Source organism: Pseudomonas sp. o96-267, from assembly GCF_003935465.1.
GTDB classification, from domain to species: Bacteria; Pseudomonadota; Gammaproteobacteria; order Pseudomonadales; family Pseudomonadaceae; genus Aquipseudomonas; species Aquipseudomonas sediminis.
Genome location: NZ_RHQP01000016.1, coordinates 69,479 through 83,443, shown reverse-complemented (window position 1 = coordinate 83,443; position 13,965 = coordinate 69,479). Strand labels below are relative to the sequence as shown.

Below are 13,965 nucleotides of genomic sequence, written 5' to 3'. Positions count from 1 at the left end.
GCGTCTTACCGTTTGTTCTTGATGGAAGTACCGAGAACCTGGAGATACGCAACCAGCGCGTCCATTTCGGTATTGCCTTTCACTGCATCGCGAGCACCGGCGATATCTTCGTCGGTGTAGGGGATGCCGAAGCCACGCATGACTTCCATCTTCTTGGCGGTGTCGCGACCGTCGAGCTTGTTTTCCACCAGCCACGGGTAGGCAGGCATCTTCGACTCAGGCACGACGTTGCGCGGGTTGTAGAGGTGGGCACGATGCCACTCGTCCGAGTAACGACCGCCAACGCGGGCCAGGTCCGGACCGGTACGCTTGGAGCCCCAAAGGAAGGGGTGATCCCAGACGCTTTCGCCGGCGACGGAGTAGTGGCCGTAGCGCTCGGTTTCGGCGCGGAACGGGCGGATCATCTGCGAGTGGCAGCCGACGCAGCCTTCACGGATGTAGATGTCGCGACCTTCCAGCTGCATCGCGGTGTAGGGCTTGAGGCCTTCCACCGGCTCATTGGTAACGTCCTGGAAGAACAACGGGACGATCTGGGTCAGGCCGCCGATGCTGACGGCAATCACCATCAGCAGCGCCATCAGGCCGATATTCTTCTCGATGATTTCGTGTTTCATCAGTGAGCTACTCCGGCGGGAATCTGCGCAGCCGCTTCGTATTCAGCCGGCTTGGCGGCACGCACGGTGCGGAAGGTGTTGTAGGCCATCAGCAGCATGCCGGTCACGAAGAAGGCGCCGCCGATCATGCGTACGACATAGCCTGCATGGCTGGCTTCAAGGGCTTCGACGAAGGAGTAAGTGAGGGTGCCGTCTTCGTTGACTGCGCGCCACATCAGACCCTGAGTGATGCCGTTGACCCACATCGAGGCGATGTACAGCACGGTACCGATGGTAGCCAGCCAGAAGTGGGTGTTGATCAGGGCGATGCTGTGCATCTGCTCGCGACCGAATACTTTCGGCAGCAGGTGATACAGCGAGCCGATAGAGATCATCGCAACCCAGCCGAGGGCGCCGGCGTGCACGTGGCCGATGGTCCAGTCGGTGTAGTGCGACAGGGCGTTGACGGTCTTGATGGCCATCATCGGGCCTTCGAAGGTCGACATGCCGTAGAAGGCCAGGGAGACCACCAAGAAGCGCAGGATTGGGTCGGTGCGCAGCTTATGCCAGGCGCCAGACAGGCTCATCATGCCGTTGATCATGCCGCCCCAGCTCGGGGCCAGCAGGATGACCGACATGGCCATGCCGAGGGACTGAGCCCAATCCGGCAGTGCGGTGTAGTGCAGGTGGTGCGGACCGGCCCAGATGTACAGGGTGATCAGCGCCCAGAAGTGCACGATGGACAGGCGATACGAGTAGATCGGACGCTCGGCCTGCTTGGGTACGAAGTAGTACATCATCCCCAGGAAGCCGGTGGTCAAGAAGAAGCCCACGGCGTTGTGGCCGTACCACCACTGGATCATCGCGTCGGTCGCGCCGGCATAAGCCGAGTACGACTTGAACAGGCTCACCGGCATGGCGGCGCTGTTGACGATGTGCAGCATGGCGGTCACGAGGATGAACGCACCGAAGAACCAGTTGCCCACATAGATGTGCTTGGTCTTGCGCTTGACGATGGTGCCGAAGAACACCAGCAGATAGGTGATCCAGACGATGCCCAGAAGGATATCGACCGGCCACTCGAGCTCGGCGTATTCCTTGGAGCTGGTGTAGCCCATCGGCAGGGTGATCACCGCCAGGACGATGACCGCTTGCCAGCCCCAGAAGGTGAAGGCAGCCAGACCGTCGGAGATCAGGCGCGTCTGACAGGTGCGCTGGACCACGTAATACGAGGTCGCAAACAGTGCGCATCCGCCGAAGGCGAAGATCACCGCGTTGGTGTGCAGCGGGCGCAGACGGCCGAAGCTCGTCCACGGCAGGCCCAGGTTGAGTTCCGGCCACACGAGTTGTGCGGCGATGAACACGCCTAGACCCATGCCAATGACCCCCCAGATCACCGTCATAATGGCGAACTGGCGGACCACCTTATAGTTATAAGCAGTCTGACTGATTGCTGTGCTCATGCTAGGGGTTCCACGGTTAATGGAGTTTTATGGGGCAAAAATCGGCGGCAAGTATGTAGAAAGCAGGTAGCCATTGCAACGCAACGTGCCGACACGAATAGGGTTTCAGGGCTTTTCGCGAGCCGTTTGCAATGGTCTCGGAAACAGCTCTGTCAGCTTTTGGCGCAACCAGTTTGCGCAGCGCTAAGAAAGGATCGCCTTAGAGTTGTGACAGATGGCGACTGAAAGCCAGCTTAGCCCAGATCAAGGAAATTGCAGGGCTATTGGTCGGCGGGTGCGACACTGAGTCGCACAGGTGTGAGGAGAGGCCGGCGACCGCGATTCGGTCGCCGGTAATGCAGGGGGAGGTTACTTGTTTTCGCCCTGGCTCAGCTTGAGCACGTAGGCGGCCAGCAGGTGGGCCTTGTCATTGCCGAGGAAGTCGCCCTGAGCCGGCATGTTGCCGCTGCGCCCGTAGCGAATGGTCTGTTGCAGTTGGGCGAAGCTGCTGCCGTAGATGAACGCGCTGGGTTGAGTCAGGTTCGGTGCGCCCATCGCCGGCATGCCGGTGCCGGCCGGGGTGTGGCAGGCGGAACATACGGTGGCGAAGATCTGCTTGCCGGCGACTGCGTCGGCCTGGGCATCGTCCGGCAGTTCACGGCCACCGAGTTCGGTGAGGACGTAGGCAGCGACGTTGCGTACGCCATCTTCGCCGATCACCGGGCCTTGTGCCGGCATCATGCCCATACGGCCATGCATGATGGTGGTCTTGATGGTTTCCGGCTCGCCGCCCCAGCGCCAACTGCTGTCGGCCAGGTTGGGGAAGCCGTAGCTGCCCTTGGCATCGGAGCCGTGGCAAACCGCGCAGTTGGAGGCGAACAGGCGACCGCCCATTTTCAACGCGCGCTCGTCCTTGGCCACTTCTTCGATGGGCATAGCGGCATATTTGGCGAAGATCGGCCCGTATTGCTCATCGGCACGGTTCATCTCGCGCTGCCACTGGTTGACCTGGGTCCAACCGTCCTCATAGCCCGGCAGCAGGCCCTTGAAGTTGCCCAGGCCGGGATACAGCAGCAGGTAGCCCACGGAGAACACCAGGGTGCCGAGGAACAGCATGAACCACCACTTCGGCAGTGGGTTGTCATATTCCTCGATGCCATCGAAGGCATGGCCCATGGTCTGTTCGGTCGGGCTCTTGTGCACCTCGCTCTTGCGAGTGGCGAAGATCAGCCAGAACAGGGCGACCATGGTGCCTAGGGTCAGCAGGGTGATGTACCAACTCCAGAAGGTGGTCATGCTTGGGTCCTCGAAACGGCGGGCTTGGGCTCATCGGCGAAGGGCAGGTTGGCGGCTTCGGCGAAAGCGTCGCGGCGTTTGCCGCTGTAGGCCCAGAGGGTGACGGCGGTGAAGGCGATCAGGACCAGCGCGGTGCCTATGCCGCGCAGGGTGCCGATATCGATAAGCTCGAACATGGCACTCACCTCTTGTTCTTCACGGCGGTGCCAAGCACCTGCAGGTAGGCGACCAGAGCATCCATCTCGCTCTTGCCCTTGACCGCGTCGCTGGCCCCGGCGATATCGTCGTCGCTGTAGGGCACGCCCAATGTGCGCAGTGCGCTCATCTTCTTGGCGGTGTCCTTGCCGTCGAGGGCGTGCTCCACCAACCAGGGGTAGGCGGGCATGATCGACTCCGGCACGACGTTGCGCGGGTTGTACAGGTGAGCGCGATGCCACTCGTCCGAGTAGCGACCGCCGACGCGAGCCAGGTCCGGGCCGGTACGCTTGGAACCCCACAGGAAGGGGTGATCCCAGACGCTTTCGCCGGCGACGGAGTAGTGGCCGTAGCGCTCGGTCTCGGCACGGAACGGGCGAATCATCTGCGAGTGGCAGCCGACGCAGCCTTCGCGGATGTAGATGTCGCGGCCTTCCAGTTGCAGCGCGTTGTAGGGCTTGAGGCCATCCACCGGCTCGTTGGTGACGTCCTGGAAGAACAGCGGGACGATCTGCGTCAGACCGCCGATGCTGACCGCCAGGATCATCACCAGGGCCATCAGGCCGATGTTCTTCTCGAGAATCTCGTGTTTCATCAGTGGGCTCCTTCTACCGAGAACTGCGCAGCGGCTTCCATCTCGGTGGATTTCGCGCTGCGTACGGTCAGCCAGACGTTCCAGGCCATCAGCAGCATGCCGGCGAAGAAGATGGCGCCGCCGATCACCCGCACCACGAAGCCGACATGGCTGGCTTCCAGCGCTTCGACGAAGGAGTAGGTGAGGGTGCCGTCTTCGTTGACTGCGCGCCACATCAGGCCCTGGGTGATGCCGTTGACCCACATCGAGGCGATGTAGAGCACGGTGCCGATGGTGGCCAGCCAGAAGTGGCCGTTGATCAGGCCAATGCTGTGCATCTGCTCACGACCGAACACCTTCGGAATCAGGTGATACAGCGAGCCGATGGACACCATGGCGACCCAGCCGAGGGCGCCGGCATGAACGTGGCCGATGGTCCAGTCGGTGTAGTGGGACAGGGCGTTGACGGTCTTGATGGCCATCATCGGGCCTTCGAAGGTCGACATGCCGTAGAAGGCCAGGGACACCACCAGAAAGCGCAGGATTGGGTCGGTACGCAGTTTGTGCCAGGCACCGGAGAGGGTCATCATGCCGTTGATCATGCCGCCCCAGCTGGGGGCCAGTAGGATCAGCGACATCACCATGCCCAGGCTCTGTGCCCAGTCCGGCAACGCGGTGTAATGCAGGTGGTGCGGGCCGGCCCAGATGTACACAGCGATCAGCGCCCAGAAGTGGACGATGGAGAGGCGGTAGGAGTAGACCGGGCGACCGGCCTGCTTGGGCACGAAGTAATACATCATCCCCAGGAAGCCGGCGGTGAGGAAGAAGCCCACGGCGTTATGGCCGTACCACCACTGGATCATCGCATCGGTGGCGCCGGCATACAGCGAGTAGGACTTGGTCAGGGTGACCGGAATCTCCAGGTTGTTGACCACGTGCAGGATGGCCACGGTGAGGATGAACCCGCCGAAGAACCAGTTACCCACGTATATGTGGCTGACCTTGCGCTGCATCACCGTGCCAAAGAAGACGATGGCGTAGGACACCCAGACAATGGTGATCAGGATGTCGATCGGCCATTCCAGTTCGGCGTATTCCTTGGAGCTGGTCCAGCCCAGGGGCAGGGTGATGGCTGCAAGCAGGATCACCAGTTGCCAACCCCAGAAGGTGAAGGCAGCCAGTTTCGGTGCGAACAGCGTGGTCTGGCTGGTGCGTTGCACCGCGTAGTAACTGGTGGCGAACAGGGCGCAGCCACCGAAGGCGAAGATCACCGCATTGGTATGCAGCGGGCGCAGGCGGCCGAAGCTGGTCCACGGTAGGTTGAAGTTGAGTTCGGGCCAGGCCAGCTGGGCAGCGATGAATACGCCGAGTCCCATGCCGACGATGCCCCAAACCACCGTCATAATGGCGAACTGGCGAACCACCCTGTAGTTGTAGGCGGAACGGGTTGTTGTGTTCATGTCTGGGCTTCCATCCACGGTTATGGCAGAGCGGCCGATAACCGTGGTGGACGCAGGCATGAGCAAGCCACGGACACCACGGAAATCGACGCGAGGCAAGCATGAGCAAAGGGCCATCTGGATTTATTGACGCTGATCAATGCGAGCAGGGACTGCCCTGGCAGTGGGACGAACCGCCGCAGGCGGCATCGAGCACGCTGATCCTCGCGCACGGGGCCGGCGCGCCGATGGACAGCCCGTTCATGCAGGCCATGGCGCTGGGCCTGGCAGAGCGGGGCGTGCGTGTGGTGCGTTTCGAGTTCGCCTACATGGCGCAGCGGCGGGTGGACGGACGTAAACGACCGCCCACTCCGCAGGCGCAACTGCTGCAGCAATGGCGTGATGTGCATGCACAGGTGCGCCATCGGGTCACAGGGCCCGTGGCCATCGGCGGCAAGTCCATGGGCGGGCGCATGGCCAGCTTGCTGGCGGACGAGTTGGAGGTTTCCGCTCTGGTTTGCCTCGGCTATCCCTTCTATGCCGCCGGCAAGCCCGAGAAACCGCGCGTCGCCCATCTCGCCGAGCTGCGCACGCCAACGCTGATCATCCAGGGTGAACGCGACGCACTGGGCAATCGCGAGGCGGTTGCCGGCTATGAGCTGTCAGCGGCCATCGAGCTGCACTGGCTGCAGGCTGCCGACCATGACCTCAAGCCGTTGAAGGCGTCCGGCTTCAGCCATGAGCAGCACCTCGCCACTGCAGCGGCACAGATCGTGGCGTTTCTTGGGCGCATGAAACACTGATCCGAGCTCGGCCGCGTGCTCGTATTCGGACACTTTTTCCTCGCACGGCCGCTGTAAAAGCGGTTGCGCTTGACCGCCTGGTCACGCAATGTGACAGCTGAGTGTCCGGGCCCGTTTCAGTGCGGGCATTGCAGGCTTTTTACCTGCATGGGTAAGCGGATGGCTGCCCTGCACGGCACGCTGTGCCACGCAATGGGGCGGTACGTCATGACGGAAATATCGTATTGCACTGTAATGGTGCGCAATGTTTTTGGTTGATAGGTAGGTTTTTGATTTTAAAGGATTAATTGTGCTGGCTCGGGCCTTGCAGAGGATGCTGCAAGTCCGGGTGACAAGGAGTACGGCATGGCCCGCACCTTTTATGACGAGATGTACGACGCGAGCGGCGCTGTCCGCCCGCATTACCGCGAATTTGCCCGCTGGTTGGCAGAGACGCCGGACGATCTGCTGGCTCAGCGCCGACGAGAAGCCGACCTGTTGTTTCACCGCGCCGGTATCACCTTCACCCTCTACGGAGATGATCAGGGCACCGAGCGGCTGATCCCCTTCGACATCATTCCCCGCTCCATCCCCGCCAGCGAATGGCGTATCGTCGAACGCGGCTGCATCCAGCGTGTGCAGGCACTCAACCTGTTCCTCGCCGACCTTTACCACGACCAGCGCATCATCAAGGCGGGGATCATCCCGGCCGAGCAGGTGCTGGCCAACGAGGGTTACCAGATGGCCATGCAGGGCCTCGACCTGCATCGCGACATCTACGCACACATCGCCGGGGTCGACCTGGTGCGTGACGGCGACGGCAGCTACTACGTGCTGGAAGACAACCTGCGCACGCCCAGCGGTGTGAGCTACATGCTCGAAGACCGCAAGATGATGATGCGCCTGTTCCCCGAGCTGTTCGCCGCGCAACGTGTGGCACCGGTGGACCACTACCCGAACCTGCTGCTCGATGCGCTGAAGAGCTCCAGCCCGCTGGACAACCCCACGGTTGTGGTACTGACCCCCGGGCGCTTCAACAGCGCCTACTTCGAACACGCTTTCCTCGCCCGTGAAATGGGCGTGGAGCTTGTGGAAGGCGCTGACCTGTTCGTCCGCGACGACAAGGTCTACATGCGCACCACCGCCGGTGCGCGCCAGGTGGACGTGATCTACCGCCGCCTCGACGACGCCTTCCTCGATCCGTTGGCTTTCAACCCCGACTCGATGCTCGGTGTCGCAGGGCTGCTCTCGGCCTATCGCTCACGCAACGTGGTGCTGGCCAACGCCATCGGCACTGGCGTGGCCGACGACAAGTCGGTCTACCCCTATGTCGGTGACATGATCCGCTTCTATCTGGACGAGGAGCCGATCCTCAAGAACGTGCCAACCTGGCAGTGCCGCAAACCGGAAGAACTGTCCCACGTGTTGGCCAATCTGTCCGAGCTGGTGGTCAAGGAAACCCAGGGCTCCGGCGGCTACGGCATGCTGGTCGGTCCGGCGGCGAGCAAGGCCGAGATCGACGCTTTCCGCGAGCGACTCAAGGCCAAGCCGGAGGCCTATATCGCCCAGCCGACCTTGTGCCTGTCGACCTGTCCGACCTTCGTCGAGCGCGGCATCGCCCCACGCCACATCGACCTGCGCCCGTTCGTCCTGACCGGTCGCGAAACCCGCCTGGTGCCCGGCGGCCTGACGCGCGTGGCACTGCGCGAAGGCTCGCGGGTGGTCAACTCGTCGCAGGGCGGCGGTACCAAGGACACCTGGGTGGTGGAGGACTGATCATGTTGAGTAGAACCGCCTCCGATCTGTACTGGATGTCGCGCTACCTGGAGCGTGCCGAGAACCTGGCGCGCATGCTCGACGTCAGCTATTCGCTGTCGCTGATGCCGCAGGATGGCCGTGGCGACGGCCTCGACGAACTGGCCATGCCGCTGCTGATTACCGGCACTCTGGACGACTACCTGGAGCGCCACGGCCCGCTGCACGCCGAGCGCATGTTGCAGTTCTTCGCCCTCGATGCAAGCAATCCGGGCAGCATCTACTGCTGCCTGCAGGCCGCGCGCAGCAACGCCCATGCGGTGCGCGGGCGGATCACCGCCGACATGTGGGAGAACATCAACGCCACCTGGCTGGAAATGCGCGGCATCGCCGAGCAAGGCCTGGGGCGCTACGGCATCAGCCGTTTCTGCGAGTGGGTCAAGGAGCGTTCGCACCTGTTCCGTGGCGCCACCTTCGGCACCATCATGCGCGGCGAAGCCTATCGCTTCATTCGCCTGGGCACCTTCATCGAGCGCGCCGACAACACCCTGCGCCTGCTCGATGCTCGCTACGAAATGCTCGGCGAGGAGATCGACGAGCTGGAAGAACGCACCGCGCGCAGCTATTACCAATGGAGTGCGCTGCTGCGGGCACTGTCGTCGTTCGAAGCCTTTGCCGAGAGCTACCGTGGCTCGCCGCGCACGCGCAAGGTCGCCGAACTATTGCTGCTGCGCCCCGACGTACCGCGCTCGCTGCGTGCCTGCATGGAAGAACTGAACCTGATGCTTTCCGGTCTACCCGGAGAGAACGGTCGCCCGGCACAACGCCTGGCCGCCGAACTGGATGCCCGCCTGCGCTACACCAGCATCGATGAAGTGCTCGACGAAGGCCTGCACGCCTGGCTCACCGACTTCATCCTGCTGGTGCGCCAGCTGGGCAACACCATCCATACGTCCTATCTGGAGGTCGCATGAGACTCTCGATCAGTCATGACACCACCTACCGTTACGATGATCAGGTGCGCGCGAGCATCCAGTACCTGCGCCTGACCCCGCACGACAGCGAACGCCAGCAGGTGCTCAGCTGGCAGCTCGACCTGCCGCGCCCGGTGCACGCACAACTCGATCCCTACGGCAACATCCTGCACGTGCTGACCCTGGACGAGCCGCACGAGTCCATCGTCATCGGCGCCCGCGGCCAGGTGGAGATCGACGAAACCTGCGAGGCCGAGCACGAGCGCCAGTCAGCGCTGCCGTTCTTGCGCTTCACCCGCCTGACTCAGGCCGATGAGGCCATTCGTGAGTTCGCTGCGCAGCAAAGCAAGGCGCGCGTGGATCGCACTGGCCTGATCGACCTGATGCATGCGCTTAACGCCCACATTGCCTATCAGCCCGGCACCACCGAAGTGGACACCAGCGCCGCTGAGGCCTTCGCCAGTCGCCGTGGCGTCTGCCAGGATCACACTCACGCCTTCCTCGCCTGCGCGCGCAGCCTGGGCGTGCCGGCGCGCTATGTGTCGGGCTATCTCTATACCGACGATGCCGAGCACCTGGCCAGCCACGCCTGGGCCGAGGCCTGGGTCGGCGATGCCTGGTACAGCTTCGACGTAACCAACTGCCTGGCGCGCCCGGAGCGACATCTGAAGCTGGCAGTCGGCCTGGATTACCTCGATGCCTGCCCGGTACGTGGCATGCGCCGCGGTGGCGGTTGCGAGCAAATGCATGCGCAGGTGCAGGTGGCGCCACTGCTGCAGGTGCGTCAGCAGTGACGCGCCGATAGGCGCTCGTGACATAGGGGCGCCGCGCGCCCCAGACTGACGACCTTTCGTGGGGTGCGCCATGCGCACCTCGGTTTACCCCGCCAAAATCCCGGTGCGCACGGCGCACCCTTCCCAAATCGTTCTACGGGCTCGTGTCGCTCTTGCGCTGGGCCATGTGCCGCAGGTAGGCGATCAAGCGCTGCAGTTCGGCAGGTGGCAGTACCTGCTCGCTGAAGCCGGGCATACGCCCCTGCGGCCAGCGCCGCAGGCTCTGTGGGTCGCGGATGTACTGCTGTAGAAAATCGCCGCTGAAATATTCGGTCGGGTTGTGCGGAATGTTCAGGTCTGGGCCGAACTCGGAATCACCCGCGCCATTGAGGCGATGACAGGCCATGCAGTTCTTCTGGTAGACAGCGAAACCCGCCTGCACCTCAGCATTGGCATCCGTCGCCGGGAGCAGGGCAGGGAAGCGCTGTTCGACAGCGGCCAACTGACGAATCCGGGCGACCTGAAAGGGCCACTGCTCGGGGCCGATCTGGCTGGCAGAAGGATCGGTCCAGACCAGGTAGAAAGGTCCTGCGCTGGGTTTGCCTTGCGTCAGCGGCGGCCAGGGATGCTCGGGATCTTCGATGGCCAGCCAGGCTTTTGCTCCTTCCCTGGCCAAGAGAATCGAGGCTGGCAGTTCCGCGGCAAAACCGTCGAGGGCCACGGCCTGGAGATGGTCGCCGGGCTCGATACCCTCCAGCAACGTACTGATCGGCACGGCACGGCACGGCACGGTAGTGCATGGTGCGCTTGTAGCTGACGTCATCGATGATCTCGATATCGCGCGCTTGCGGGTGCTCGAGCAGTTCGCTGCTGCTCCAGGCGCGTCGGCCATCGTTGAGTTGCACCTCGAACTCGGCCGCCTGGGCCACGCCGCTCAGGATGATCAACGTCAGCAACAGGGCAGCTCTCATTCGCGATGCTCCAGCAGTGGTCGTAGTCCGTCATAGGCGCCGGCATTGATCACCTGGCTATAGCCCATTTCCTCAAGGCTTTGCTGGGCGATGGCGGAGCGGCGACCGCTGCGGCAGTAGAGCACCAGGGGGCGATCTTTGTCCGGGGCGACACTGGCGATCTGTGCGGCGATATCTTCATGGCCGATACGGATGGCGCCGGGCAGTGCACCCTCCGCGAATTCTTCGGCGCTACGCACGTCGATCAACAGGCTGTCGCTACGCTGCAAGGCGGAGATGGCGGCGGCCTGATCGATTTCACTGGCATGGGCAGTGAGCAGAGCGAACAGGCTGGTGAGCAGGAGAATCAGGCGCATGGCAGACCCCAGAGCGGATTGATGGGCCCGGCATCATTGCCCGGGCCTTTTGTGCAGTCTAGGATGCCTCGCTCGACGTGACGGGGGTAGTAGATGTTAGCCGAGTTGTTCGCCGTTCTGGCTCCGGTACTGATTGCGGCAGGCATCGGCTTCGGCTGGGTGCGCAGTGGTCACCAGTACCCCACTGATTTCATCGCGCGCCTGGTGCTAAATGTCGGTACGCCTTGCCTGGTGCTGTCTACCCTGAGCCGAGCCGAACTGGATGTGGGGGCCTTCTCGCAGATGGCCCTGGCCTGCGTGCTGGTGACCTCATGCATGGGGCTGGTCGGCTGGCTGCTGAGTCGCCTGTTCGGCCTGGACTGGAAAGTGCTGGTACCGGCCTACCTGTTCCCGAACTCGGGCAACATGGGCCTGCCCATGGCCCTGTTCGCCTTCGGTGAGCCTGGCCTGGCATTGGCGGTGGCGTTTTTCCTGGTGTTGTCGGTGGGGCATTTCAGTATCGGCATGCTGCTCTCCGGGGCCGCGGCTTCAGTCAAGGGACTGTTGCTCAACCCGATCATGATCAGCCTGGCGCTGGTGTTGCCGGTGCTGTTTCTCGACGTTGAATTGCCGCGCTGGCTGGCCAATACCGTCGACCTGTTGGGCGGTATGACCATCCCGCTGATGTTGATCACGCTGGGTGTATCACTGGCCAGTATCCGCGTGCAGCACCTGGGTAACGGCCTGGTGCTGGGATTGCTGCGCATTCTCTGTGGTGCGGCGCTGGGCTGGATCATCGGCTGGGTAATCGGCTTGCAGCCGTTGGCGCACGCCGTATTGGTGCTGCAGTCGTCGATGCCAGTGGCGGTGTTCAATTACCTGTTCGCGGTGCGCGCAGGCCGTTCACCTGAGCAGGTCGCGAGTCTGGTGCTGTGCTCGACACTGCTGGCCTTCGTGCTGATTCCACTGCTGCTGGCGTGGTGGATACCCGCACTGCGCTGAGCGCGCTACGGCGTCTGCGCAGTTGCGGGAACGGTGGGGATCAACTGACCAGACGGGTCAGATTGGGAAGGATCAGGATGACTGCCGTGGCGAAAAGGATGACGCCAGCCTGGCGGTATTTCGGCTGTTTGAACATGGCCGTATGCCTTTTGTTGTTATGGGTGGCGTTGGATGCCTGTGGTACTGCCTGACAGGTCGCTGCGTCACGCCTGGGCGTTGTTCTGACTCACCGCCCCGGCATGACCCGGCGGCGGCTCCCTGCGCCGCTTTGTGCAAGGGCGCATGTGTAACTCTAGGGTTGGTGTCACAACTTCCTTAGATGACTTGGTTTCTAGCCGAAGCCTGTTAAAACGTTCGAGCTATGTGCGCCCTCGCAGGACATGTCGCAGGCCTTGAGACAGAGCGCTTGCTTGCTGAGGCCACTGCCAACCCGGCAACCGACCGTTCGTCTGAGCTCAGTGGTCAATAGCGCTGAGCGCTTCGGTCATTGAGCCACGGCGTCTCGGCGCTATGGTAAGCAGGCTCAATAAGAACAGGTGTGGCCGGAGCATGATGTTCCGCCAGCGCCGTAATAGTCTCCGAGGACGCCATGACCGAAGCATATATTTTCGACGCGGTGCGCACGCCCCGTGGCAAGGGCAAGAAGGACGGCGCGCTTTACAGCGTCAAGCCTGTTCAACTGGTTGCCGGCCTGCTGAACGCCCTGCAAGTGCGCAATGATCTGGACACCAGTCAGGTGGATGACATCGTCCTCGGTTGCGTGACGCCGGTGGGCGATCAGGGTGCCGATATCGCCAAGACCGCTGCCATGGTCGCGGACTGGGACGTCAGCGTGGCAGGTGTGCAGCTCAATCGCTTCTGTGCGTCTGGGTTGGAGGCGGTGAACCTGGGGGCGATGAAGGTGCGCTCCGGCTTCGAGGATCTGGTGGTGGTCGGTGGCGTGGAGTCCATGTCGCGCATTCCCATGGGTTCCGACGGCGGTGCCTGGGTGATGGACCCGGAAACCAACATCCACAGCAATTTCGTGCCGCAGGGTATCGGCGCCGACCTGATCGCCACCCTGGAAGGCTTCAGTCGCGCCGATGTCGACGCCTTCGCCCTGCGTTCGCAGCAGAAGGCAGCGCGTGCCAGCGGCAATGGGTCGTTCGCCAAGTCGCTGGTGCCGGTCGCCGATCAGAACGGCATTGTGCTGCTCGATCATGACGAGTTCATTCGCGGCGATTCGACCCTGGAAGGCCTCGGCAAGCTCAAGCCGAGCTTCGAGATGATGGGGCTGATGGGCTTCGACTCCACCGCGCTGCGCGTCTACAGCCATGTCGAGCGTATCGAGCACGTGCACACGCCCGGCAACAGCTCGGGCATCGTCGATGGTGCGGCGCTGATGCTGATCGGCTCCGAGGCCAAGGGAAAGGAGCTGGGCCTGAAGCCACGCGCGCGCATCGTCGCGGCGGCGGTGACCAGCACTGACCCGACCATCATGCTCACCGGCCCAGCACCGGCCACGCGCAAGGCGCTGGCCAAGGCGGGGCTGTCCATCGACGACATCGACCTGTTCGAGGTCAATGAGGCCTTCGCCTCGGTGGTGATGAAGTTCATGAAGGACATGGGCGTGAGCGAGGACAAGGTCAACGTCAACGGTGGCTCCATTGCCATGGGCCATCCGCTCGGTGCTACTGGTTGCGCCATTCTCGGCACGCTGCTCGACGAGCTGGAAAAACGCCAATTGCGCTACGGCCTCGCCACTCTCTGTGTCGGCGGCGGCATGGGCATCGCCACCATCATCGAACGAGTCTGACCGGTAGGGCGGGTGAAACCCGCCATTCGTATGTTGGCG

At 62.7% G+C, this 13,965-nt stretch carries 13 protein-coding genes and 1 pseudogene; 6 read left to right on the top strand and 8 right to left on the bottom strand.

Annotation, left to right across the window (positions count from 1 at the left end):
• Positions 1-5: 5 nt before the first annotated feature.
• The 6 genes from ccoO (EGJ86_RS13085) to ccoN (EGJ86_RS13060) all read right to left on the bottom strand — a co-directional run bounded on the left by ccoO (EGJ86_RS13085) (position 6) and on the right by ccoN (EGJ86_RS13060) (position 5,560).
• Positions 6-614 (bottom strand): cytochrome-c oxidase, cbb3-type subunit II, encoded by a 609-nt coding sequence (gene ccoO, locus EGJ86_RS13085; RefSeq protein WP_013715226.1) that lies wholly within the window; start codon positions 612-614, stop codon positions 6-8.
• The gene (ccoN, locus tag EGJ86_RS13080; protein ID WP_099523684.1) at positions 614-2,056 is read right to left on the bottom strand and encodes a cytochrome-c oxidase, cbb3-type subunit I; all 1,443 of its coding nucleotides are present in this window, start codon (positions 2,054-2,056) and stop codon (positions 614-616) included. Before ccoN (EGJ86_RS13080) ends, ccoO (EGJ86_RS13085) begins: the two co-directional genes overlap by 1 nt.
• 348 nt (positions 2,057-2,404) lie before the next feature.
• Positions 2,405-3,331: a cytochrome-c oxidase, cbb3-type subunit III gene (ccoP, locus tag EGJ86_RS13075; protein WP_125835369.1), complete on the bottom strand. Its 927-nt coding sequence runs from the start codon at positions 3,329-3,331 to the stop codon at positions 2,405-2,407.
• Positions 3,328-3,507: a cbb3-type cytochrome c oxidase subunit 3 gene (locus tag EGJ86_RS13070; protein WP_125835368.1), complete on the bottom strand. Its 180-nt coding sequence runs from the start codon at positions 3,505-3,507 to the stop codon at positions 3,328-3,330. Before EGJ86_RS13070 ends, ccoP begins: the two co-directional genes overlap by 4 nt.
• Positions 3,508-3,512: 5 nt before the next feature.
• A complete protein-coding gene (gene ccoO, locus EGJ86_RS13065) occupies positions 3,513-4,121 on the bottom strand; it encodes a cytochrome-c oxidase, cbb3-type subunit II (RefSeq protein WP_099523687.1) in 609 nt (202 codons plus the stop codon).
• Positions 4,121-5,560, bottom strand: coding sequence for a cytochrome-c oxidase, cbb3-type subunit I (ccoN, locus tag EGJ86_RS13060; protein ID WP_099523689.1), 1,440 nt, complete (start codon positions 5,558-5,560; stop codon positions 4,121-4,123). The genes ccoO (EGJ86_RS13065) and ccoN (EGJ86_RS13060) overlap by 1 nt, the downstream gene beginning before the upstream one ends.
• Positions 5,561-5,661: 101 nt before the next feature.
• On the opposite strand from ccoN (EGJ86_RS13060), the gene EGJ86_RS13055 reads away from it, so the two are divergent.
• The 4 genes from EGJ86_RS13055 (at position 5,662) to EGJ86_RS13040 (ending at position 9,844) form a co-directional block, all read left to right on the top strand.
• Positions 5,662-6,342 carry an alpha/beta family hydrolase gene (locus EGJ86_RS13055; protein ID WP_372237968.1) on the top strand — a complete coding sequence of 227 codons (681 nt, stop codon included), beginning with the start codon at positions 5,662-5,664 and terminating at the stop codon, positions 6,340-6,342.
• Between the two features lie 345 nt (positions 6,343-6,687).
• Positions 6,688-8,097: a circularly permuted type 2 ATP-grasp protein gene (locus EGJ86_RS13050; RefSeq protein ID WP_125835367.1), complete on the top strand. Its 1,410-nt coding sequence runs from the start codon at positions 6,688-6,690 to the stop codon at positions 8,095-8,097.
• Between the two features lie 2 nt (positions 8,098-8,099).
• Complete coding sequence (locus tag EGJ86_RS13045) at positions 8,100-9,050, top strand: alpha-E domain-containing protein (protein ID WP_125835366.1); 951 nt, start codon at positions 8,100-8,102, stop codon at positions 9,048-9,050.
• On the top strand, positions 9,047-9,844 hold the full coding sequence (locus EGJ86_RS13040) for a transglutaminase family protein (RefSeq protein ID WP_099523693.1): 798 nt from the start codon (positions 9,047-9,049) through the stop codon (positions 9,842-9,844). Before EGJ86_RS13045 ends, EGJ86_RS13040 begins: the two co-directional genes overlap by 4 nt.
• 133 nt (positions 9,845-9,977) lie before the next feature.
• Here the strand turns inward: EGJ86_RS13040 and EGJ86_RS13035 are convergent.
• Together EGJ86_RS13035 and EGJ86_RS13030 are read right to left on the bottom strand one after the other, a co-directional pair.
• Positions 9,978-10,794 (bottom strand): annotated as a pseudogene (locus tag EGJ86_RS13035) (cytochrome c).
• Positions 10,791-11,150 (bottom strand): rhodanese-like domain-containing protein, encoded by a 360-nt coding sequence (locus EGJ86_RS13030; protein ID WP_125835365.1) that lies wholly within the window; start codon positions 11,148-11,150, stop codon positions 10,791-10,793. The pseudogene EGJ86_RS13035 and the gene EGJ86_RS13030 overlap by 4 nt, the downstream one beginning before the upstream one ends.
• Before the next feature lie 93 nt (positions 11,151-11,243).
• Here EGJ86_RS13030 and EGJ86_RS13025 point away from each other — a divergent pair, with 93 nt between their 5' ends.
• Both EGJ86_RS13025 and EGJ86_RS13020 read left to right on the top strand, forming a co-directional pair.
• On the top strand, positions 11,244-12,131 hold the full coding sequence (locus EGJ86_RS13025) for an AEC family transporter (RefSeq protein ID WP_125835364.1): 888 nt from the start codon (positions 11,244-11,246) through the stop codon (positions 12,129-12,131).
• A gap of 589 nt (positions 12,132-12,720) precedes the next feature.
• On the top strand, positions 12,721-13,926 hold the full coding sequence (locus tag EGJ86_RS13020) for an acetyl-CoA C-acetyltransferase (protein WP_125835363.1): 1,206 nt from the start codon (positions 12,721-12,723) through the stop codon (positions 13,924-13,926).
• Positions 13,927-13,965: the final 39 nt, after the last annotated feature.